The organism is Lentzea aerocolonigenes, from assembly GCF_000974445.1.
Lineage (GTDB): Bacteria > Actinomycetota > Actinomycetes > Mycobacteriales > Pseudonocardiaceae > Lentzea > Lentzea aerocolonigenes.
Window position 1 is genome coordinate 256,412 of record NZ_BBOJ01000011.1, and the last position, 21,843, is coordinate 278,254.

At 70.9% G+C, this 21,843-nt stretch carries 10 protein-coding genes; 7 read left to right on the plus strand and 3 right to left on the minus strand.

From position 1 onward, the window contains the following. Positions 1-88: 88 nt before the first annotated feature. On the plus strand, positions 89-7,375 hold the full coding sequence (locus AOM45_RS22435; protein WP_030465372.1) for a type I polyketide synthase: 7,287 nt from the start codon (positions 89-91) through the stop codon (positions 7,373-7,375). Positions 7,376-7,381: 6 nt separating this feature from the next. Here AOM45_RS22435 and AOM45_RS22440 read toward each other — a convergent pair whose 3' ends face one another. Then, a complete protein-coding gene (locus tag AOM45_RS22440) occupies positions 7,382-8,065 on the minus strand; it encodes a M15 family metallopeptidase (RefSeq protein ID WP_030465373.1) in 684 nt (227 codons plus the stop codon). 309 nt (positions 8,066-8,374) lie between these two features. On the opposite strand from AOM45_RS22440, the gene AOM45_RS22445 reads away from it, so the two are divergent. The 6 genes from AOM45_RS22445 to AOM45_RS22470 are packed head-to-tail and all read left to right on the plus strand — an operon-like array spanning position 8,375 to position 17,370. Then, positions 8,375-9,913 carry an amino acid permease gene (locus tag AOM45_RS22445; RefSeq protein ID WP_051782783.1) on the plus strand — a complete coding sequence of 513 codons (1,539 nt, stop codon included), beginning with the start codon at positions 8,375-8,377 and terminating at the stop codon, positions 9,911-9,913. Then, positions 9,914-10,732 carry an urea amidolyase associated protein UAAP1 gene (locus AOM45_RS22450; RefSeq protein WP_030465375.1) on the plus strand — a complete coding sequence of 273 codons (819 nt, stop codon included), beginning with the start codon at positions 9,914-9,916 and terminating at the stop codon, positions 10,730-10,732. Between the two features lie 35 nt (positions 10,733-10,767). Beyond that, positions 10,768-11,379 carry an urea amidolyase associated protein UAAP2 gene (locus AOM45_RS22455; protein WP_201780048.1) on the plus strand — a complete coding sequence of 204 codons (612 nt, stop codon included), beginning with the start codon at positions 10,768-10,770 and terminating at the stop codon, positions 11,377-11,379. After that, the gene (gene uca, locus AOM45_RS22460) at positions 11,376-14,975 is read left to right on the plus strand and encodes an urea carboxylase (RefSeq protein WP_030465377.1); all 3,600 of its coding nucleotides are present in this window, start codon (positions 11,376-11,378) and stop codon (positions 14,973-14,975) included. The genes AOM45_RS22455 and uca overlap by 4 nt, the downstream gene beginning before the upstream one ends. Further along, complete coding sequence (gene atzF, locus AOM45_RS22465; protein WP_030465378.1) at positions 14,972-16,669, plus strand: allophanate hydrolase; 1,698 nt, start codon at positions 14,972-14,974, stop codon at positions 16,667-16,669. Before uca ends, atzF begins: the two co-directional genes overlap by 4 nt. Further along, on the plus strand, positions 16,666-17,370 hold the full coding sequence (locus AOM45_RS22470; RefSeq protein ID WP_201780040.1) for a TetR/AcrR family transcriptional regulator: 705 nt from the start codon (positions 16,666-16,668) through the stop codon (positions 17,368-17,370). Before atzF ends, AOM45_RS22470 begins: the two co-directional genes overlap by 4 nt. Here AOM45_RS22470 and AOM45_RS22475 read toward each other — a convergent pair. Further along, on the minus strand, positions 17,361-21,326 hold the full coding sequence (locus AOM45_RS22475; RefSeq protein ID WP_051782785.1) for a non-ribosomal peptide synthetase: 3,966 nt from the start codon (positions 21,324-21,326) through the stop codon (positions 17,361-17,363). The two genes, AOM45_RS22470 and AOM45_RS22475, sit on opposite strands and share 10 nt — an antisense overlap. After that, positions 21,323-21,814, minus strand: a complete 492-nt coding sequence (locus tag AOM45_RS22480; RefSeq protein WP_236703797.1) for an SET domain-containing protein-lysine N-methyltransferase — start codon at positions 21,812-21,814, stop codon at positions 21,323-21,325. Before AOM45_RS22480 ends, AOM45_RS22475 begins: the two co-directional genes overlap by 4 nt. Positions 21,815-21,843: the final 29 nt, after the last annotated feature.

Consider the following 21,843-nt stretch of genomic DNA (forward strand, 5'->3'; position numbering starts at 1 on the left):
AGCCGTGCTGTTTCGTCCCACGTTAGCGAGATTCGGGCAACATGGGATTTGCGGTGTTCACAGCCGCAGAAACTCATCGGGGGTTCGCGTGCTTGTTCGTCCTCTTCCCGAGCTGTTGAAAGACAACGCTCTCCTGCACGGCGACAAGGTCGCGTACGAGGACGATTTCCGGGCAGTGACCTGGCGTGAGCTGGAGGCCAGGACCGCGGCGCTCGCCGCGGGGCTCGGTGTCGGCCGCGGCGACCGGGTCGCGCTCGTGCTCGGTGACGGTGTGGCACTGGTGGAGGCGTTGCTGGCCGTGACCAGGGCGGCGGCGGTCGGCGTGCTGATCAGTCCACACACCACTGACGCGGAACTGACAGCGCTGCTCGCCGACTGCGAACCGGCCCTGGTCGTGACCGATCGGGTGCCGGTGCTCGGCCACGACCGGGTCGTGGAGTTCGACAGTCTCGCCACCGGGACGGCGGGGCGGCCGCGCGACGATCTCGGACTCGACGAACCCGCATGGCTGATCTACACCTCCGGCACGGGTGGCACGCCGAAAGCGGCGGTCTCCACGCAGCGTGCGGCCCTGTGGTCACCGGTGCACTGCTACGGGCCGGTGCTGGGGCTGTCCGAGCGGGACCGGCTGCTCTGGCCGTTGCCGATGGCGCACAGCTTCGCCCATTCCCTGTGCCTGCTGGGGATCGTGGTGGCCGGTGCGAGCGCGCGGGTGTGCACCCGCCGGGATCCGGCCGCCGTGGCGGGGCTGATCACCAGCTACGAACCGACGGTGCTGGCCGGTGTGCCCGCGACCTACCGTCAGCTGCTCGCCACCGGCCTGACGCATGCACCGTCGCTGCGGATCTGCCTGACGGCGGGCGCTCCCAGCGACGCGGCGCTGCGCACGGAGGTCGAGGCCGCGCTCGGCGCACCGCTGCACGACTGCTACGGCAGCACTGAGACGTGCGGCATGATCGCCGTCGAACCGGCGGACGCGCCACGCCTGGCGGGCACGAGCGGCCCGCCGATCCCCGGTGTCGAGGTCCGGCTGACCGGTCCCGACGACGAGATCTGGGTCCGCGGCCCCGGTCTGATCTCCGGTTACCACAACGCACCGGAACTGACCGCGCAGGCGATGCCGGACGGGTGGTACCGCACCGGCGACCAGGGGCGTCTGGACGCGCACGGGCACCTCACCGTCACCGGGCGGGTGAGTGATCGCATCGTGCGGGGTGGGCACAAGATCGACCCGTCCGAGGTCGAACGGGTGCTGCTCGATCTTCCGGGCGTCCGCGACGTGGCCGTGGTCGCGCGACCACACCCGCTCACGGGCGAGGCGCCGGTGGCGTTCGTCGTGCCCGCGGACGACTCGGCCGACCCGGCCGCGTTGCTCGGCGCCTGCGCCGAGGTCCTCTCCGCGCACAAGGTCCCGGAGGAGGTCCTGTTCATCCCGGCGATTCCGCGCACCGGGTCCGGCAAGCCGCGACGCCGGGTGCTGCGTGACTCGCTGGTGCAGGCGGGTACGGAGGTGGCAGTACCGGTCGGCGGGGCGCTCGAGCTGGTGCTGGACGAGCTCGCCGCGATCACCGGCACCCGGCCGGATCCGCGCATCGCGTTCGCCGACGTCGGCGTCACCTCGTTGCAGGCGACGACGTTGTGGCAGCGACTCACCGCGAGGACCGGGCTGCGGCTGGCGGCCACCCTGGTCTGGGAACACCCGACTCCCGAAGCACTGGCGGCGCACCTCACCGGGCTGCTGGGCCATCCGGTCGTCGAAACGACCGAACGCGTGGCCCCGCGCAACGATCCCACCGAGCCGATCGCGATCGTCGGGATCGGCTGCCGGTATCCCGGTGGCGTGGGCTCGCCCGAGGACCTGTGGCGGCTGGTGCGCGACGGTGTCGACGCGACCGGCGACTTCCCCTCCGATCGGGGCTGGGACCTGGACTCGGTGTACGACCCGGACTCCGAGCGGGCCGGGACCACCTACACCCGCCGTGGAGGGTTCCTGGACGACGTGGCCGGCTTCGATCCGGCGTTCTTCGGGATCTCCCCGAAGGAGGCGCTGGCGATGGACCCCCAGCAACGGCTGTTGCTGGAAGTCGCCTGGGAGGCTCTCGAACGCTCCGGTGTCGCGCCATCGTCGTTGCACGGTACGGACACCGGCGTTTTCGTCGGGCTGATGCACGGCGGCTACGGTTCCGAGATCAACCAGCCCGACATGGAGTCCCACCTGGTGCTCGGCTCGGCGGGCAGCGTCGCTTCCGGGCGGATCTCCTACGTGCTCGGCCTGCGCGGTCCGTCGATGACGATCGACACGGCCTGCTCGTCCTCACTGGTCGCCCTGCACCTGGCAGCCAGGGCGTTGCGTGCGGGGGAGTGCTCGCTGGCACTGGCCGGCGGCGCGACGGTGATGGCCACCCCGCGGTCCTTCATCGCGTTCAGCCAGCAGCGGGCGCTGTCGCCGGACGGCCGGTGCCGCTCGTACTCGGCGGGCGCGGATGGCACCGGGTGGGCCGAGGGTGCGGGCCTGGTCGTGCTGGAACGGCTGGCGGACGCGCGCCGCAACGGCCATCCGGTGCTCGCCGTGCTGCGCGGGTCCGCGGTGAACTCCGACGGTGCTTCCAACGGGCTCACCGCGCCCAGCACGTTGGCACAGCAGGAAGTCATCCGTCTCGCACTCGCGGACGCGGGCCTGAAAGAGTCCGATGTGGACGTTGTTGAGGGGCACGGCACGGCGACCAGGCTCGGTGATCCGGTCGAGGTCACCGCGCTGCTGGCCACGTACGGCAGGAACCGCGCGGAGGACCGCCCACTGCTGCTCGGGTCGGTCAAGTCGAACCTCGGGCACACGCAGGCCGCGGCCGGGGTGGCCGGGCTGATCAAGCTCATCTGGGCGCTGCGGCACGACGAGCTGCCGAAGTCGTTGTACGCGGACGTTCCCACGCCCCACGTCGACTGGTCGGCCGGTGCGGTGCGGCTGGTGGCCGAGCACGCGTCGTGGCCGAAGGGGGAGCGGCCCCGGCGCGGCGCGGTCTCGTCGTTCGGCATCGGCGGCACCAATGCGCACGTCATCATCGAGGAACCTCCCGCACCGGACCCCCGGCCACCTCTGACGCTGGTGACGGCGCCGTGGGTGATCGGTGGCGCCGACGAGGCCGGACTGCGGGCTCACGCGGCCGAAATCGCGTCCACGCTGTCCGACGAGTCCGTTGTGGACATCGGATACTCGCTCGCCACGACCAGAGCTCCACTGCGCCACCGGGCCGCCGTGCTCACCGGGGACCGCTCGGACATGCTCGCCGGTCTGCGCGACCTGGCCCGCGGCGCCGGAAACCCCTTGGTACGCAAGGCGATCGCACAACACGACCCACGGCCGGTCTTCCTGTTCACCGGTCAGGGCGCGCAACGGCCGGGCATGGGACGGGAACTGGCCGAAGCGTTCCCCGCTTTTGGCGAGGCTCATCGTTCCGTGTGCGAGGAATTCGACCTTCCGCTGGCCGACCTGCCCGCTGATCTGCTGGACCGCACGGACTACACCCAGCCCGCGCTGTTCGCGTTCGAGGTGGCGATGTGCGCGTTGCTCGACGCGCACGGTGTCCGGCCGGGCCATGTCGTAGGCCATTCGATCGGCGAATTGGCCGCGGCGCACGTCGCCGGTGTGCTGTCGCTGCCCGACGCGGTACGGCTCGTCGCGGCGCGCGGCCGGGCGATGGCCGCGATGCAGCCAGGTGTCATGGTCTCCGTGCAGACGACCGAAACACTTGCGGCGCAACACCTCGACGGTCCGGTCGCCATCGCCGCGGTCAACGGTGCCGGTGGTGTGGTGCTCTCCGGAACCGCCGCCGCGGTGGACGCGGCAGTCGCGCGGATCGGGCGTCCGCACAAGGTGCTGCGCGGTGGTTACGCGTTCCACTCGCCGTTGCTGGACCCGGTCCTCGACGAGTTCCGCGCGGTCGCCGAGTCGGTCACCTACCACCGGCCGGAGGTGCCGTTCGTGTCGACGCTGACCGGACGTCGTGAGTCCGAGACGCTCACCGAGGCCGCGTACTGGGTGCGGCAGGCCCGCGAGGCGGTTCGGTTCGCCGACGCGGTCGACTGGCTCACGGAGGCCGGCGCCACGCTCTACACCGAGGTGGGCCCGTCCGCGGCGCTCGCCGTGCTGGTGGACGGCGCCGTGGCCACGGGCGACGAGCCGGCCGCCCTGCTCGACGCGCTGGCCAGCCTGCACGTTCGCGGCGTCCCCGTCGACTGGCCGGCGGTGTACGCGGACAGCGGCGCTCGTCGTTGCGACCTGCCGACCCATCCGTTCCAGCGCGAGCGTTACTGGCTCGGCCAATCGCCGGCGGCCCAGGACCGCACACCGTTGCTGGGCGAGCCCCAACCAGACGCCGACGGCCCGGAAGTGCGCCACACCAGCGTTCTGTCGACCTCCGCGCAGCCGTGGCTCGCCGACCACCGGGTCAACGACGACGTGGTGGTGCCCGCGACAGCTTTCGTGGACATGGTGTTGCAGGCGACCGGCTCGACCCGCCTGGACGAGCTGGTCGTTCACCAACCGCTGCTGCTGTCAGGTGAAACGCGGGTCCAGGTCGTGGTGGACGGGCGTGAGGTGGCGATCTGGGCGGCTGCGGACGGTGCCTGGACGCGACACGCCTCCGCGACCACCGGGTCCGCGGTGTCCGCTGTGGAGCCGCCCGGAACGTGGCCACCTCCAGGCGCACAACGCGTGCCCATCAGCTACGGCAAACTGGCCGTGCGCGGCCACCGCTACGGCCCTGCTTTCCGTGCTGTCACGGCATTGTGGAGGCGTGGTGACGAGGTGTTCGCCGACGTGGACCTGCCTCGCGGTGAGGCTCAGGCCGTTGCCGCGCACGCCCTGCATCCGTGTCTGCTCGACGCCGCCCTGCACGCCTCGTTGCTCGCCGAGGCCCCTGACGAGCAGCGGATCCCGTTCGCGTTCACCGGCGTCGAGCTGCACCGCACCGGCGCAGTGGCGGCACGCGTGCGAATCACCCGCAACGGTCCGGACGACGTCCGGGTCCGGCTCACCGACCCGGCGGGCAGGCCGGTCGCGACGATCGAATCGCTGGTGACAAGGCGCCTCGACAGCCGCGCCCACACCGACGCCATCGCCGCTCGCGCGCTGCACCTGCTCGACTGGATCCCGGTCCCACCCGGACCCGCGGTGCCCGCGGGCGAGGTGTTCGACACCCGCACCGTCGAGGCGACCGGAACGCCGCCGGAACGCACCCGGCAGTTGGTCGCGGCCGCGCTCGACCGCCTGCAGCAGCCGCACGCCGACCCGCTCGTCGTGATCACCCGCAACGCCACCGGCCCCGATCCGGACCTGGCCGGCGCCGCGGTCTGGGGGATGGTGAGCAGCGCGCAGCAGGAACAACCCGGCAGCGTGGTGCTGGTCGACCTCTGCGGCCGCCCGGCATCGGACGCCGCACTGGACACCGCCATCACCTCGGGTGCGGCGCAGGTGTCCGTGCGCGGCGGGCAGCTCCTCACCCCGACGCTGGTCCGCGCACCCGCCCCGGAAGGCGACCCGTTCGCGCTGAACCGCGACGGCACGGTGCTGATCACCGGCGGCACCGGTGCGTTGGGCGCGATCCTCGCCAGCCACCTCGTGTCCGAACACGGTGCGCGGCACCTGACGCTGGCGAGCCGCCGCGGCGAACGACCGGACTGGGCGGACGAGCTGGCCGCGGACGTCGTCGTGGTGGCGTGCGACGTCAGCGACCGCGCCGCAGTCGACCACCTCGTCGCCTCCTGCGACCCGGCGCTGACCGCGGTGTTCCACCTCGCGGGTGTGCTGGACGACGGCGTGCTGAGCGCCATGGACCCGAAGCGGTTCGCGGAGGTGCTCGCCCCGAAGGCGGACGGGGCCTGGCACCTGCACGAAGCCACGGCGGGCCTGGAGCTGTCGGCGTTCGTGCTGTACTCGTCGGCCGCCGGCGTGCTGGGCAGGCCGGGGCAGTCGAACTACGCGGCGGCGAACAGCTTCCTCGACGCGCTGGCCAGGCACCGGACCGCACGCGGACTGCCCGCCCGGTCCCTGGCCTGGGGCCTGTGGGAGTCCGACGGTGGCATGGGCGGGAGCACACCGCGGCGCAACGACGGTGTGCTCCCGCTCAGCGCGGCCGCCGGCATGGCCGCGTTCGACCGGGCGATGGGCACCGCCGAACCCGTGCTCGTCCCTGTCCTGCTGGACGCCCGGCGCCCCGCGATCCTGCGTGACCTGACCCACGGCGCGGCGGACGCCGAACCGGCCACCTGGAGCCACACCCTCGCCGAGGTGCCGGCGGAAGAACGTCTCGCGGTGCTCACCGAGCTGCTGCGGGCCGAGGTCGCCGCGGTGCTCGGCTTCCCGGACTCGGCTTCACTGCCGCTGGACAAGGACTTCACCGAACTGGGTTTCGACTCGCTGACGGTGTTGCAGCTGCGCAACCGGATCGGAGCGGTCACCGGGCTGCGGCTGAGCCCGACGACGGTGTTCGACCACCCGACACTGCCGCGGCTCGCCACCCACGTCCAGTCCCTGCTGATCGGTGCCGCCCCCGCCGATCCGGCACCGAACCTCCGGCCTGCCGCGCTGTACCACCGGATCCTGCTCGACCAGGACCCGGTCAAGGCGATGGGGCTGAGGATCCTGGCGTCGTACGCGCTGCCGTCGTTCTCCGCCGAAGAGCGCGTGCGGCACGTGGTGGCGCCGACGCGGCTCGCGGCGGGGGACGCCGAGCCGGTGTTGTGCTACCTGCCCAGCTACCTGGCGGCCGGCGACCCGGTGCCGGACCGGCTGAGCAAGCGGTTCGAGGGCGAGTACGACCTCTTCCTGGTGGGCTACCCCGGTTTCGGCGCCGACCGAAGCATGCCGGAGGACGTGGAAACGCTCGTCCGCACCTTGGCCGACTCGGTGCGCATGGTGGCCGAGGACCGGCCGATCGTCCTGATTGGACATTGCGCTGGTGGCCTGGTGGCACACGCTCTGGCGGCCCACCTGGGCGCGACCGGTGTGGTGCTGCTGGAATCCGACCACGGTGTGGTGACCCGTGACGACCCCCGCGCGCTCGCGTTGCTGGCCGCCGAAACACGTCGTCCCAGCGAGCTCTACGACGAGCCCGCCGCGGACGTGGTGGCGCTCGCCGGCGGTGGTTACTTCAGGATCTTCGACGGCTGGCGGCCCGAGCCCTCTCCGGTGCCGACCTTGCTGGTGCGCGGTGGCCCGACACCGGAGATGGCGGAGGCCGACCCGGAACGCGACTGGAAACCGCGCTGGCCGTTGCCGCATTCCGCGGTCGACGTGCCTGGTGACCACGACACGCTGCTCACCGATCACGCGGACACGACCGCCGAGGCGATCCGGCGGTGGGTCGAACAGTTGTGAACGCCGTCAGGGCTTCTCGAAGTGCTGGTAGTCGATCGGGGTCTGCCAGAAGCCGCCCCAGGTCCAGCCGCGCGTGGTGAACGCCTGCTCGGTGGCGTCGCCCGCGTGGATCATGCCGGGCGCGTTCTGGGTGCGGTCGACGTAGGGCGCGCCGTTGGGCGGGTAGACCGCGCCGCTGCGGGAGATGTACGGGTTCTGCACGGTGTTGATGTCGATGGCGCGTCCGTAGGAGTGGTTGGACCAGGCGGTGCCACCGGTGATCGGCCGGCAGTTGAACGCCGAGGTGTTGTTCGCCGCCATCGACGCGTCGTCGTCGGAGTTGTACTTGTCCACGGTCTCCATCCGCTCGATGGGGAACCGGTTGAAGTACAGGTCGGCGAAGACGCGGGCCACCTCGACCGCGAGATCGGCGTGGACGACCAGTTCGCCGCGGTGCACCGCACCGTCGAAGCCCGTGAAGCTCAGGCTGATCAGCCGCAGCTGATCGGGCCCGACGGGGCAGCCTTCGCGCCAGCTGGACGCGAGCCGCTTCGCGGTGACCGGCTTGATGACGGCGACGTAGGGCGGGAGGCCGCTGCCGGCCGGCGCGGCGAGTTCCACGGTCTGGGCGGTGGCGGCGGGCGCTGGCGTAGTACCGACCAGGACCGCGGCCAGGGTGAACGTGATGAGCGCAAGAATTCTGGTCTTCAAAAGACTTCCTCTCGATCCCCCAACGGCGTCAAGACGCCCTCTGGAATCGACCCTGCCAGCGGTGCGCGAACAACGTCAACTTCGCTGACACGTTTTGCCCCTCCCCGAAACGCTGGCGGTCCTCGTCAGGTGTGACCGATCCTCCCCGGAGGCGTCGGTGCTGGGCTCATCACGTCCAGATCCCCGGCGCTTCTCCGTCGCCAGCGCGTTTTACAGGGAATTTACGCACGTCACCGGTCCGTGCAACACCGGGCCCAGACAGTCATACCTGTCGATCGACAGATATTCCGTCCGGCTCCGGGAGGGCCCATGAGCACGTCTCTCAGTGACACCGGTTCCCCTGGATACGCCCAGGAGCTGCGCAGGGGCGTGGGCACGTTCTCGTCCTTCGCGGCGGGCTTCTCGTTCGTCTCGATCCTCACCACGGTGTTCCAGCTCTTCGGGCTGGGCTTCGGGCTCGGTGGCGCCTCGTTCTTCTGGGCCTGGCCACTGGTCTTCGCCGGGCAGCTGCTCGTCGCGCTGTGCTTCGCGGAGCTCGCGGCGCGGTGGCCGGTTTCGGGCGCGATCTTCCAGTGGTCCAGCCGGTTGGCGGGCACGACGGCAGGCTGGTTCGCCGGCTGGATCATGATCATCGGGCAGGTCCTCACCGTGGCCGCCGCCGCGATCGCGATCCAGGTCGTCCTGCCGAGCATCTGGTCCGGCTTCCAGATCGTCGGAGGTTCCGGCGCGGACTCCTCGGTGACGTCGGCGACCGGTGCGCAGAACGCGGTGCTGCTCGGCGTGATCCTCCTCGTGATCACGACCGCCGTGAACATCGCCGGCGTGCGCCACATGGCCTCGGCCACGAGCGTCGGCGTCACGGTCGAGATCGTCGCGGTGATCGTGCTCGTGCTCGCGTTGTTCATCCTTCCCGAACGCAGTCCCGCTGTCGTGTTCACCCACGAGGGCTGGACCGGCGAGGGCAGCTATCTCCCGGCGTTCCTCGCCTCGGCGCTGATGGCCGCGTACGTGATGGTGGGCTTCGACTCCGCGGGTGAACTGGCCGAGGAGACGCACTCGCCGAGGCGGACGACGCCGCGCACGATCCTGCACGCGCTCATCGCGTCTGCGATCGGTGGCGCGTTGCTCATCCTCGGCGCTCTGATGGCCGCGCCGAGCCTCACCGACGGAAACCTCGCCACCGCAGGACTTTCCTGGGTGCTCACCGAACGCCTGGGCGGAGTGCTGGGCCGACTGCTGCTGTGCTGCGTCGCCGTGGCCGTGTTCGCGTGCACGCTCGCCATCCAGACCGCGGGTGCGCGGATGATCTACTCGATGGCCAGGGACAAGGCCTTCCCGTTCCACCGGCAGCTGGCGAAGGTGTCCCCGCGCACCGGAACGCCGGTCGGCGCCTCGATCGTCGTGGGTGTCGGCGCCGCGATCGTGCTCGTGGTCAACATCGGCCAGTCCGCGCTCTTCACCGCGTTGTCGAGCCTGTGCATCGCGATGCTCTACCTCGCGTACCTCGGCGTGACGTTGCCGCTGCTGGTCACCCGGCTCCGCCACCGCAAGACCGACGGGTGGCCGAGCGGTGTCGACGAGCACGGCAAGCCGCTGTTCAGCCTCGGCAAGTGGGGCATCCCGCTCAACGCGCTCGCGGTCGTCTACCAGATCGGCATGGCGGTCAACCTGTTGTGGCCGCGGCCGGAGATCTACGACCTCACCGGCGAGACCTGGTGGCTGCGCTGGAGCGCGTTGCTCGTGATCGGCCTCAGCCTCGCCGGCGGCGCCGCGTACCTGCTCGGCAAACACCGGCTGCACGGCCGGATCGAGCTGCGCCACGTCCCGCACACCGCACAGGAGGCGTGAGTGACCGACTCCGTTCTCAACGCCAGGGCGGACGCCCGCGCACGAGGCGGGCAGACGAGCGAGTGGATGCCCTACCTGCCCGCGTCGTCGAGCCCGTACCGCCCCCCAGGTGTGGAAGCGCTCACGTGGGCGGAAACCGTTGCGCCAGGTGGATACACGCACAAGGTGCTCGCCAGGGGAACGCGGATCCGGTTCGACGACCCGACCGGTGACGCGTGCGCGCACGTGATCGTCTACAACGCACTGGAAACGGTCGAGCGGCTCAACCTCGCCGACACGGTGAAGATCCCCTGGCAGGCCTACCTCGGCGCCGGGCATCCGTTGCTGTCGGGTGACGGCCGCGTGCTCGCGACGATCGTCGGGGACACGTCAGGACACCACGACGCGTTCTGCGGAACGACGACCGAGGCGTGGAACCAGCGCAAGTACGGCGACGCCAGGCCGGAAGGTCCGTCCCCGGCCGGTCGATCGCTGTTCGTCAAGGCGGCGGCCAAACACGGACTCGCGCCGCGCGACCTCCCGCCGAGTGTGTCCTTCTTCCAGGGAATCAGGGTCGACGCCGACGGAGCCTTCGTGTGGCGGGGATCGGCGGGGGAGGGCACCTCGGTCGAACTGCTGGCCGAACTGCCGTTGCTGGTTCTCGTGGCCAACGTGCCGCACCCGCTGGATCCACGCGCGGACTACGTGGTCGGGCCGCTGCGCGTGCACGCCTGGCGCGCCGCACCCACCGGGCCGGACGACGACCGCTTCCAGGCCACGCCCGAAGCACACCGGGCCTACCTCAACACCATCGACTACGCGGAGGCGCGAGGACTTTGACCAGCTCACTGGCTCTCGACTGGTCGGAACCGCTGGTGGCGGGCGAGGTCGTGCTCGACGACCGGGTCGCTCCCAACGCCTCCTGGTCGGCCGTGGTGCGGGCGGGCCACGTGCTGACCATTGTGGACGTTGGCGGCAACCAGTCGGGCGACTGCCTGCTCTACAACGCCGCCGACACCGAGGAGCGCTACAGCGTCCCCGACACGCTGGCCTGGCAGGGAAACGCCTACGTCCGCACGGGCACGGTGCTGCGCAGCAACCTCGGCAACCCGCTGATGACCGTCGTCGGCAACGAGATCGACCGGCAGGACACCATCGGCGGCGCGTGTTCGAAGGAGTCCAACACGTTGCGGTACGGGCACCACGTCATGTTCCACCACGGGTGCCGGGAGAACTTCCTCTCCGAGGGCGCCAAACACGGGCTGGGCCTGCGTGACCTGGTCTCGAATCTCAACTGGTTCATGAACGTCCCGGTCGAGGCGGACGGCGCGCTCGGCATCGTCGACGGGATGTCCGCGCCCGGCAAGAGGGTCGCGGTGAGGGCCGAGACGGACGTGCTCGTGCTCGTCTCGAACTGCCCTCAGATGAACAACCCGTGCAACGACTTCAACCCGACGCCGCTGCGCATGATCGTGGTGAGGCCATGACGTCCTTCGACGTGGTCCTGGTCGCCAACCGGGGCGAGATCGCGCGCCGGATCATCCGCGGAGCGCACGCCCTGGGCATGAAGACGATCGCGGTGTACTCCGACGCCGACCGCGCCGCCCCGCACGTCCGGGAGGCCGACGCCGCCGTCCGGCTCGGCCCCGCTCCCGCCCGCGACTCCTACCTGCGCGCCGAGGCGATCATCGAGGCGGCTCTCGACGGTGGTGCCGGGCTGATCCACCCCGGCTACGGGTTCCTGTCCGAGAGCGTCTCTTTCGCCCGTGCCGTCGAGACGGCGGGTCTGCGGTTCGTCGGACCGACTTCCGAGCAGATCGCCGCGTTCGGCGAGAAGCACACCGCGCGGGAGATCGCGCTCGGTGCGGGTGTGCCGATGCTCGCCGGCACCGGGCTGCTGTCGTCGGCTGACGAGGCTGTCGCCGCCGCTGAACGGATCGGGCTGCCGGTGATGGTCAAAGCGACCGGTGGTGGCGGTGGCATCGGCATGCAGGCCTGTGCCACCGCGGCTGATGTCCGCGAGGCGTTCGAACGCGTGGAGTCGTTGGCACGGCAGAACTTCGGCGCCGCGGGAGTGTTCCTCGAACGGCTCGTGCGCCCGGCCCGGCACGTCGAGGTGCAGCTGTTCGGCGACGGCTTGGGCCGGGTGGCGGTGATCGGCGACCGGGACTGCTCGTTGCAGCGCCGCAACCAGAAGGTCGTCGAGGAGGCGCCCGCTCCGGCGCTGCCCGGCCACGTTCGCGAGCTGCTGCACACCTCGGCGCGGGAGCTGGCCGCGTCGGTGCGCTACCGCAGTGCCGGCACCGTCGAGTTCATCTACGACCCGGTCCGCCAGGAGGCCTCGTTCCTGGAGGTCAACACGCGGCTGCAGGTCGAGCACCCGGTCACGGAGATGGTCTTCGGCGTCGATCTCGTCGAGCTGATGCTGCGGCTGGCCCGCGACGGCGCGGACGGCCTGCCCGGCCGCGTTTTCGACTCGCCGTGGATCCCGGACGGGCACGCCTTCGAAGCCCGCGTGTACGCCGAGGATCCCGCGAAGGAGTCCCTGCCGTCCTCGGGTCTGGTGACGCGGGCGGTGTTCCCCGGAGATCTCGACGGGGTGCGGGTCGACGGCTGGGTCGAGACCGGGCTGGAGGTCTCGCCGCACTACGACCCCATGCTGGCCAAGGTGATCGCCGCCGGTCCCAACCGCGACGCCGCGCTCGACCTCCTCGGCGAGGCGCTCGACGGTTCCCGCGTCGACGGCATCGTCACGAACCTGGGGCTGTTGCGCGCCCTCACCACCTCCGACGACGTGCGGGCCGCGGTGCACTCGACGTCCAGCCTCGACGTCACCACCGATCCCGATCCCCGCGTCGACGTCCTCGTGCCGGGGACGATGACGACGGTGCAGGACCTGCCGGGCCGGGTCGGGTACTGGCAGGTCGGTGTCCCGCCGAGCGGTCCGTTCGACCCGGTCTCGCTGACCGAGGCGAACCTCGCCGTCGGCAACCCCGCCACGGCACCGGGGCTGGAGATCACCGCGGCCGGGCCGGTGCTGCGGTTCTCCGTCCCGTCGGTCGTCTGCCTCACCGGTGCGCCAGTCGAGTCCTCTGTGGACGGCGAACCGGTGCCGCAGTGGGAACCGGTCGACGTCCCCGCCGGTGGCACCCTGCGGATCGGTACCGCCGCCGGGCCGGGGCTGCGCGCCTACCTCGCCGTCCGGGGCGGGTTCGACGTGCCCGCCTACCTCGGCAGCGCCTCGACGTTCACCCTGGGCGGGTTCGGCGGCCACGCCGGTCGCGCGCTGCTGGCGGGTGACGTGCTGCGGCTGTGTTCACCGGACGCGGCGGAGAACCCGGGGCTCACCACGATCGGCGGCCCGACCCCGGCGCACCGCCGTCCCGCGATCACCGGCAGCTGGCAGATCGCGGTCACCGAGGGACCGCACGGGGCGCCAGAGTTCTTCACCCGTGCCGACCTCGATTCCTTCTACGCCAACGACTTCAAGGTGCACCACAACTCCGCGCGCACGGGCATCCGGCTGGTCGGGCCGAAACCGGAGTGGGCGCGCCCGGACGGCGGGGAAGCCGGGCTGCACCCGTCGAACATCCACGACACCCCGTACGCCATCGGCGCCATCGACTTCACCGGCGACACCCCCGTCGTCCTCGGTCCCGACGGCCCGTCGCTGGGCGGGTTCGTCTGCCCGGCCGTGGTCGCGAGCGGTGATCTGTGGAAGCTCGGGCAGTTGCGTCCCGGCGACGCAGTGCGGTTCGTGCGGGTGCGCGAGGCCGCTGCCGCGGTCGACCGGCGAGCGGTCCCGCACGTGGTGAGTTCGGGTGGTGACGATGACGACGGCGTCCTGGGTCGTCTGGAGGAGACCGAGGACCGCCCGTCCGTCACCTATCGCCGCGACGGCGACAGCAACGTGCTCGTCGAGTACGGGCCGATGACCCTCGACCTCGCCCTGCGCATGCGGGTGCACGCGCTGCAGGAAACCCTTGCAGCCCTTGCCCCGGACGGAATCCTCGACGTCACACCGGGCATCCGTTCGTTGCAGGTCCACACGGACCCGGCCCGGTTGAAGGCCTCCGACGTCGCGCGGCTGCTCCAGGAGCTCGAAGGCGAAGTGCCCGCCACTCAAGACCTCGTGGTGCCGTCCCGCACGGTCCGGTTGCCGCTGAGCTGGGACGATCCCGCCACCAGGCTGGCGATCGAGCGGTACATGGCAGGAGTGCGTTCGGATGCGCCGTGGACACCGTGGAACATCGAGTTCATCCGCCGCATCAACGGTTTGGCGTCCGTGGACGACGTCCACCGGACCGTTTTCGACGCGTCCTACCTGGTGCTGGGGCTCGGTGACGTCTACCTCGGCGCACCGGTGGCGACACCGCTCGACCCCCGGCACCGGCTCGTGACGACGAAGTACAACCCCGCGCGGACGTGGACGGCCGAGAACTCGGTCGGCATCGGCGGCGCCTACCTCTGCGTCTACGGCATGGAAGGACCAGGCGGATACCAGTTCGTCGGCCGCACGGTGCAGGTGTGGAACCGCTACCGCCGCGGCGGGCTGTTCGCCGAGCAGCCGTGGGCGTTGCGCTTCTTCGACCGGATCGAGTGGTACCCGGTCTCCGCGGAAGAACTGCTCGAACTGCGCGCGGAGACCGACGCCGGACGTGGCGACTTCGAGACGGTCGACGGCACGTTCTCGATCGCCGAGCACCTCCGCTTCCTGGAGGACAACGCCGACGACATCGCGGCCTTCCGGGCACGCCAGACCGCGGCCTTCGAGGAGGAGAAGGCCCGCTGGCGGCTCGCCGGGGAGTTCGACCGGCACGACGAACCGGAAGTGGTCACCGCACCCGAGGTGACGCTGCCCGCCGGCGCGGTCGCCGTGACCGCACCGTTCACCGCGACCGTCTGGCGGCTCGCACGGCAAGCAGGTTCCCAGGTGGCCGAAGGGGACGCGGTCCTCTCGGTCGAGGCGATGAAGATGGAGGCCGACGTGACCGCACCCGTCACGGGCAGACTGGTCGAGCTGTACGTGAGTCCCGGTGACCAGGTCGATCCCGGTCAGGTCCTCGCGGCGGTGCTGCCGTGACTCGCGATCCCATCGCCGCCGTCAACGCGGCCTACGACCGGATCGAGGCTGAGGGCCGCCACGAGATCTGGGTGACCCTGCGGTTCCGCGAGGACGTGCTGAGCGAAGCGAAGGTGATCGCCGAACGGGTGGCCGCGGGCGAGGACCTCCCGCTGGCGGGCCGGGTGATCGCGGTCAAGGACAACATCGACGTGGCCGGGTTGCCGACCACCGCGGGTGCGCCGTCCTACCTGTACCGCCCGGACTCGGATGCCACAGCGGTCGCGCGGCTGCGGGCCGCGGGCGCCGTGGTGATCGGCAAGACGAACCTCGACCAGTTCGCGACCGGTCTGGTGGGCACCAGAAGCCCGTACGGCGCGGTCCGCAACGCCTGGGACCTCACCAGGATCTCCGGGGGTTCGTCCGCGGGCTCGGCCGTCGCCGTCGCGCTGGGCATCGTCGACGCCGCGCTGGGCACCGACACCGCGGGTTCCGGACGTGTCCCCGCCGCGCTCAACGCCGTCGTCGGGGTGAAACCGACGAAGGGGCTCGTGCCCGTCACCGGAGTCGTGCCCGCCTGCTACTCCCTGGACTGCGTCACGGTGTTCGCTCGCGATCTCGCTCTGGGACGGCTGGTCGCCGAGCTCATGTCCGGGCCCGACACCGAGGACCCGTTGTCCCGCGAGGCACGTGCGGACGTGGTTCTCCCGCCACGGCCGCGGGTCGCGGTGCCCGCTGAGGAACACCTGGCCGGGATGGCACCCGGCTGGCGCGAGGCCTTCGCCGCGGCCGCGGCGAGCCTGGCCGCCTCCGGTGTGGAGATCGTCGAGGTCGACATCGCACCCCTGCTGGAGGCCGCGAAGATGTTGTACGGCGGCGCTTTCGTCGCCGAACGCTACGCCGCCGTCGGTGCTCACATCGAGGCGCGTCGGGACCAGATCGGCACCGGCCTCGACCCCACCGTGGCCGCGATCATCCTCGCGGGAGCGGCGCCGACGGCCGTGCAGTGGGCCGCCGACACCGCCACGCTGGCCCGTCTCGGTGCGCAGGGACGTGCGTTGCTCGACGGCTGCGACGCGTTGCTGACCCCGACCACGACCTGCCATCCCACCCTGGAGGAGGTCGCCACCGACCCCGTCGGCGTCAACAGCAGGATGGGCCGCTTCACCAACTTCGCCAACCTGCTCGACCTCGCCTCCCTCGCGGTGCCCGCCGGGTTCGTCGACGGACTGCCGTTCGGCGTGATGTTCACCGGTCCCGCGTTCAGCGACCGCGGCCTGGCCGAGCTCGCCGGCCGCCTGCTCGCGCCGTCGATCGAGCTCTTCGTCGTCGGCGCGCACCTCACCGGCCAGCCCCTGAACTCCCAGCTGGTGCAGGCAGGCGGCACCCTGGTCCGCCCGGCCACGACGGCCGCGGCGTACCGGTTGCGCGCGCTGGCCACGACACCACCCAAACCAGGCCTGATGCGCGTGGCGGACGACGGCGCCGCCATCGAGGGAGAGGTCTGGCGCCTCCCGGCGGCGGGGTTCGGCACGTTCGTCGCCGCCGTGCCGGCACCGATGGTCATCGGCACCGTCGAGCTCTCCGACGGAGTCGCCGTCCCGGGCTTCCTCGCCGAACCGTGGGCTCTCGAGGGCGCCGACGACATCACCTCGTTCGGGGGATGGCGGGCCTACCTCGCGGCAGACCGGACGAAGGAGACAATGAAACGGTGACTCGCCCCCGCCCCGGCCGCCCGCGCCACGCGCCCGACGAGGGCAGCGGCATGTCGCCGCGGGCACAGATCCTCGAAGCGGCCGCCGCACTGTTCGTGGAGCAGGGTTTCTCCGCGACCTCGACCCGCGCCATCGCCGACCGGGTCGGGATCCGGCAGGCCTCCCTCTACTACCACTTCGCGGGCAAGGACGACATCCTCCTGGAACTGCTGCGCACCTCGGTGCGCCCCAGCCTGGAGACCGCCCGAGCCCTGGAGGACGCCGAACTCCCACCGGAGGCGGCGCTCTACGCCCTCGCCATGGCCGACGCGCAGACCCTCGCGACGGCACCGCACAACATCGGCATGCTCTACCTGCTGCCCGAAGTGCAGCTGGAGCGGTACGACCTGTTCCGCGAGGACCGGGTGGAACTCCAGGAAACCTACGCCCGCCTGGCCGCCCAGCTGGCCGGGGACGACCCCACCTCGGCGGCGGGCGCGCGCCGGGGCGAGATCCTGATCCAGCTCGTCGAGGTGGTGATCCACCAGAGACGGACGCGCGTCCCGTGCGCGTCCGACTGCCACGCCATCGCCGAGGCGTGCCTGCGGGTGTGCGGCGCCGACGAGCAGACGATCACCGCTGCCCGCACCGCCTGGGCCGGGGTCGTGCGGCACGAGGTCGCGGCGGTTCCGACCCCGCCGCGACCAGGTCCTCAAGCCTGAGCCCGAGTGGGCGCGCCTTCGTAGCGCGTGTGTGGCAGCAGGCGCTCGTGCTTCATCACGACGCTGTGTGCCGCGGCGTAGGTGCCTTCGCCGATCTCCGCGCCGTACAGCGGCACGGTGCCGTGGGCCAGGGTGGAGTTCGGGCCCACCGTGACCCGGTCGATCTTCAGGACGCGGTCCTCGAAGGTGTGAGCCTGGAACATGGCGTTGACGGTGGCGCCGTCGTCGAACTGGAGCATGTCCGGGTCGACGACTTGGCCGAAGCCGTCGCCGAGGACGACTCGTTTGCCGATCTTCATGCCCATCCGGCGCAGGTAGACGGCCAACAGGAGGGTGCCTTCGAGAGCGGCGAGCGTGCCGCTGGCGATGACGCCCCAGGCGACGTACAGGAAGTCCCAGCGGCTGCACCAGCACGACCACAGCGGATGGATGCCGGGGCGCACCTTGCCCAGCAGCAGCCACTTCATCGCCAGCACGATCAGGCACGGCAGCAGCGCGACGCCCAACGTCACCGCCGCGACGCCGACGGTCAGAAAGACCACGGGCGGCAGGGTTCGTGCGGCGAGCGCGATGCCCCAGAACCACGCGGTCACGACGGCCAGCGGGGCGACGGGCAGGGCGAACCGCAGCCATTCCCAGAACAGCCGGTTGATCCGCCGGATCAGCGACGGCTCGTGGGTCAGCGCCCGGTCGACCTCCACGACTTCCCGTTGCGGCAGCTCGAACGCGGGATGCCCGAACCACGAGCTGCCCGGCCGGACCACGCGGTCGTCCGCGACGGTGCTGATCCCGATCAGGATGTCCGGGGGCAGACTCTGCCCGCCCGCGATGACGGCGTGGTTGCCGAGGAAGGTCCGCTCGCTGATGTGGACCGCCGCGAGCGTCACCGTGTTCTGGTGGATTCTGGGGCCGCCCAGGTAGATGCCGTCGGCGAAGAACGTGCCGGGTCCGATGTGGACGAGTTCGGGGACGACGTCGATGATCGTGCTGATCTCGCAGCCGCGGCCGACGTCCATGCCGGCCCAGCGCAGCCAGGTCGGCCAGTACAGGCCGCCGGACAGCCACTTGTTGGCGGAGTCGACCAGCCCGGTCTTCAGCCAGATCCGGATGTAGGCGGGGCTCCAGCGGCTGATGACCTTCTCCGTCACCCGGCCCAGCGCCCGCGCGACGAGGGCTTGGAACGCGATCGTGATCATCAGGGTCACGCAGGTCAACACGGCGACAACGCCGAGGAAGTCGAGGTAGGACAACGGGTTCGTGAGCACCGCGAGCAGCGCGTCGAACGTGAGCCCGTAGTAGAGGATCACGCCGACCGCCATCACCGTGGCGGGCAGGGACAGCACCCAGGCGAGCAACGTCCTGGACACCATCATCGCGACACCGTGCAGGACGGGGGAGAAGAGGCTGCCCTCCAGCACGGGTACGGGCGGTCGCGGCGCCGGGCCGACCATCCTGGCGGGCACGCCGTCCCACATCTCACTGTCCGGAATGGACTTCCCGGCGGGCAACGACGACAGCGCGGCGAGCCAGGTGTCGCGTCCCATCCGGGATCCCGGCCCGAGGCTGGCCCGGGTGTCGACGGTAGCTCCGTCGCCGATCCTGACCGGGCCGACGACGAGCTGTCCGTGCTCGAACTGGACGAGCCCGAGGTGCGCGTCCTGGCCGAGGGTCACGTCGTCGCCGATGTCGAGCAGGTCCCAGCCGCCCTGGGTGAGGTTGACGCCGCGGTGGATGTGCACGCGCTGGCCGATCCTCGCCCCGAGCGCGCGCAGGGCCATGCACTGGAACTCCGTCCCGGCAATGGTCTTCCACGGGATGATGCGCACGACGTGCTGCACGATCCACATGCGCACGCGGAGATCGCCCCACGCGGGAGCGCGCACGGCTTGGTAGCGACCGATCAGCAGCGTCTTCACCCGCACGGCGATCCACACCGAGATCGGCGTCCAGGCGAGACTCAGCGGTGCGAGGACGACCGGCACGACCAGCACGAGCGGCAGCAGGCCGATCAGGCCGGCGAGCCACGGCAGGAACCGGAAGGTGACCAGGTAGGCCACGGGTGCGAGGAGGAGGAGTTCCAGCACCAGCCACCACGACTGCTCGGCGGTCACCGCGGCCGCGTCGCGGGCGGTGGCGACCGTGGGCTCCGGCGCGGGCTCCTGCTGTGCCTGAGTCCCGGGGTTGATCCGCTGCGCCAGCCCGATGACCGTGCGCGCCTCGTAGACGTCCCGGACCGTGATGGCCTCGGTGATCGGGTTGGCCCTCAGCTTGGAGATGAGGATCGCGGCCTGCAGCGAGGTGCCACCGAGGTCCTCGAAGAAGTCGTCCTGCGCCGACACGCCTCCGGTGGCCAGGCCGAACACCTCGCAGATCGCGACGGCGATCACCATCTCGACCGGATTCATCCTGCCGGTGTCACCGCGGGAGTGGCGACGGCGCTCGACCATGGTGAGCACGGGCAGGTCGGCACGTTTGAGCTTGCCGCCCGCGCTGCGGGGCAGGACGTCGATCAGCCCGAACAACGCGGGCACCATGTAGGACGGGAGTTCCGCCCGCAGCCTGCTCTTCAGGCGTTCCACGTGAGGCGGACGCATCCGGTCCGCCACGACCAGATGTGCCGCGATCGCCTGCGACGCGCCCTCGCCCTGGACGCAGCACGCCGCCTCGACCACCTCCTCACAGCGGGCCAGGACCGTCTCGATCGCCTCCAGCTCGATCCGGTACCCGCGGACCTTGACCTGGGAGTCGATCCGGCCGTGGTAGAACAACGTCCCGTCCGGCTCGGCGTGCACGAGGTCACCGGTGCGGTAGATCCGCCCCGCCAGCGGGTGGTCCGGAAACTTCTCGGCCGTCAGCTGCGGCAGGTTGAGGTAGCCGAACGCCAGCCCGACGCCGGACATGCAGAGCTCGCCCTTTTCCCCCGGGGCGACTGGCCTGAGCTGCTCGTCGAGCACCCACGCCCGTGCGCCCGGTACCGGGCGGCCGACGGCGATCGGTTGTCCCGCAACGATGTCCGCGCGCAGACAGGTGACCGTGCACTCGGTCGGGCCGTAGCCGTTGACCATCCGCCGTCCCCGCGACCACAGTTCGGCGACGTCGTCGGGCAGCGCCTCGCCGCCCACGTACAGCAGGCGCAGGTCCGGCAGCGCCGTCCGCGGGTCGGGGCAGGCGGCGGCGCGCAACAGGGTCGGCGGCGGGCAGAACACGGTGACCCGCTCTTTCTGCAGCCACGGCACCAGGTCCGGGCCGAGCCGGGCCGTCTCGTCGTCCATCACGACCGCTGTCGCACCGGAAGCCAGGGCCATCCACAGCTCCTCGACCGATGAGTCGTAGGCGGCGGACGAACCCTGAACCACCCGGTCGCCGGGACCGAGGCCGAACTCCATCAGGTCGGAGCTGATCAGGCTGGCGATGCCGGCGTGCCCGACCATCACGCCCTTCGGCTTGCCGGTGGTGCCCGAGGTGTAGATCAGGTAGGCGAGGCCGTCCGGCACGGGCGGGGCATCGACGGCGCGCACTTTCGCCTGCGGGCTGTCGACCCTGACCACCGCACCCTGGTATCCGACCCGCTCCGCTCGTTCGGCGCCTTGTTCGTCGGTGACGAGCATCTGGGCGCCGGAGTCGGTCAGGATGTGGCTGACCTGGTCGTCCGGGAAAGCGGGGTCGAGGCACACGTACGCGGATCCGGACCGCAGCACCGCGAGCTGGGTCGCGTAGAGGACGACGGACGTGCGGGGCAGCATGATCGAAATGACGCGCCCGCGGCCGACGACCTCCTGGAAGAACTGTGCGGCGGCACCGGACTTGCGCAGCAGATCGGCGTACGTGATCTGGCTGCGGTTCGGCCGGCCGGTGGCGGGAGGCACGTCCACGGCGATGGCGTCCGGCCACTGGCGGGCTGCCTGCTCGAAGAAGTCGACGAGCGTGACCGCCGGGGACCGGACAGTGGCCGTCATCGCGCCCCGATGCAAGACAGGTGGTCCGCCAGCCACGGACGCAGCCGCTGACGGTCCTCATCGGACAGGTGCCGGTAGCCCTGGACCCGGCCGATGCACCGCTCGCTTCCGCACCGGCAGGCGAAAGGCTCTGCCATGTCGAATTCGGTGGTGTTGTAGTTGAATGTGATGTCCTGTCCGAAAACGACCGGTTTCAGTGCGATGACCGAACGGTCGCGAATGAACACCGTCGGTTCACAGCTGTGATTCATGAAGCGCCAGAAGAACTGATCGAGGATCGCCTCGAAACCGAATTCGGCGGGTACGTCGACATGCACGTCGTGGCCGATCTGCACCGTGTACCGGTTCGGTGTCGCTGTCAGCTCGCCCTCGATCGTGAACAGCAGTTCTCCGGCCACGGCCGGGCGGTTCGCCACGAGGCGGTACTCGCCGCCGGCGCGGACGACGGCCACCGCGCTCGTCACATCGACGCACTCTCCTGCAATCACGTGATCTCCCGAAGTGTCGATTCCTGACT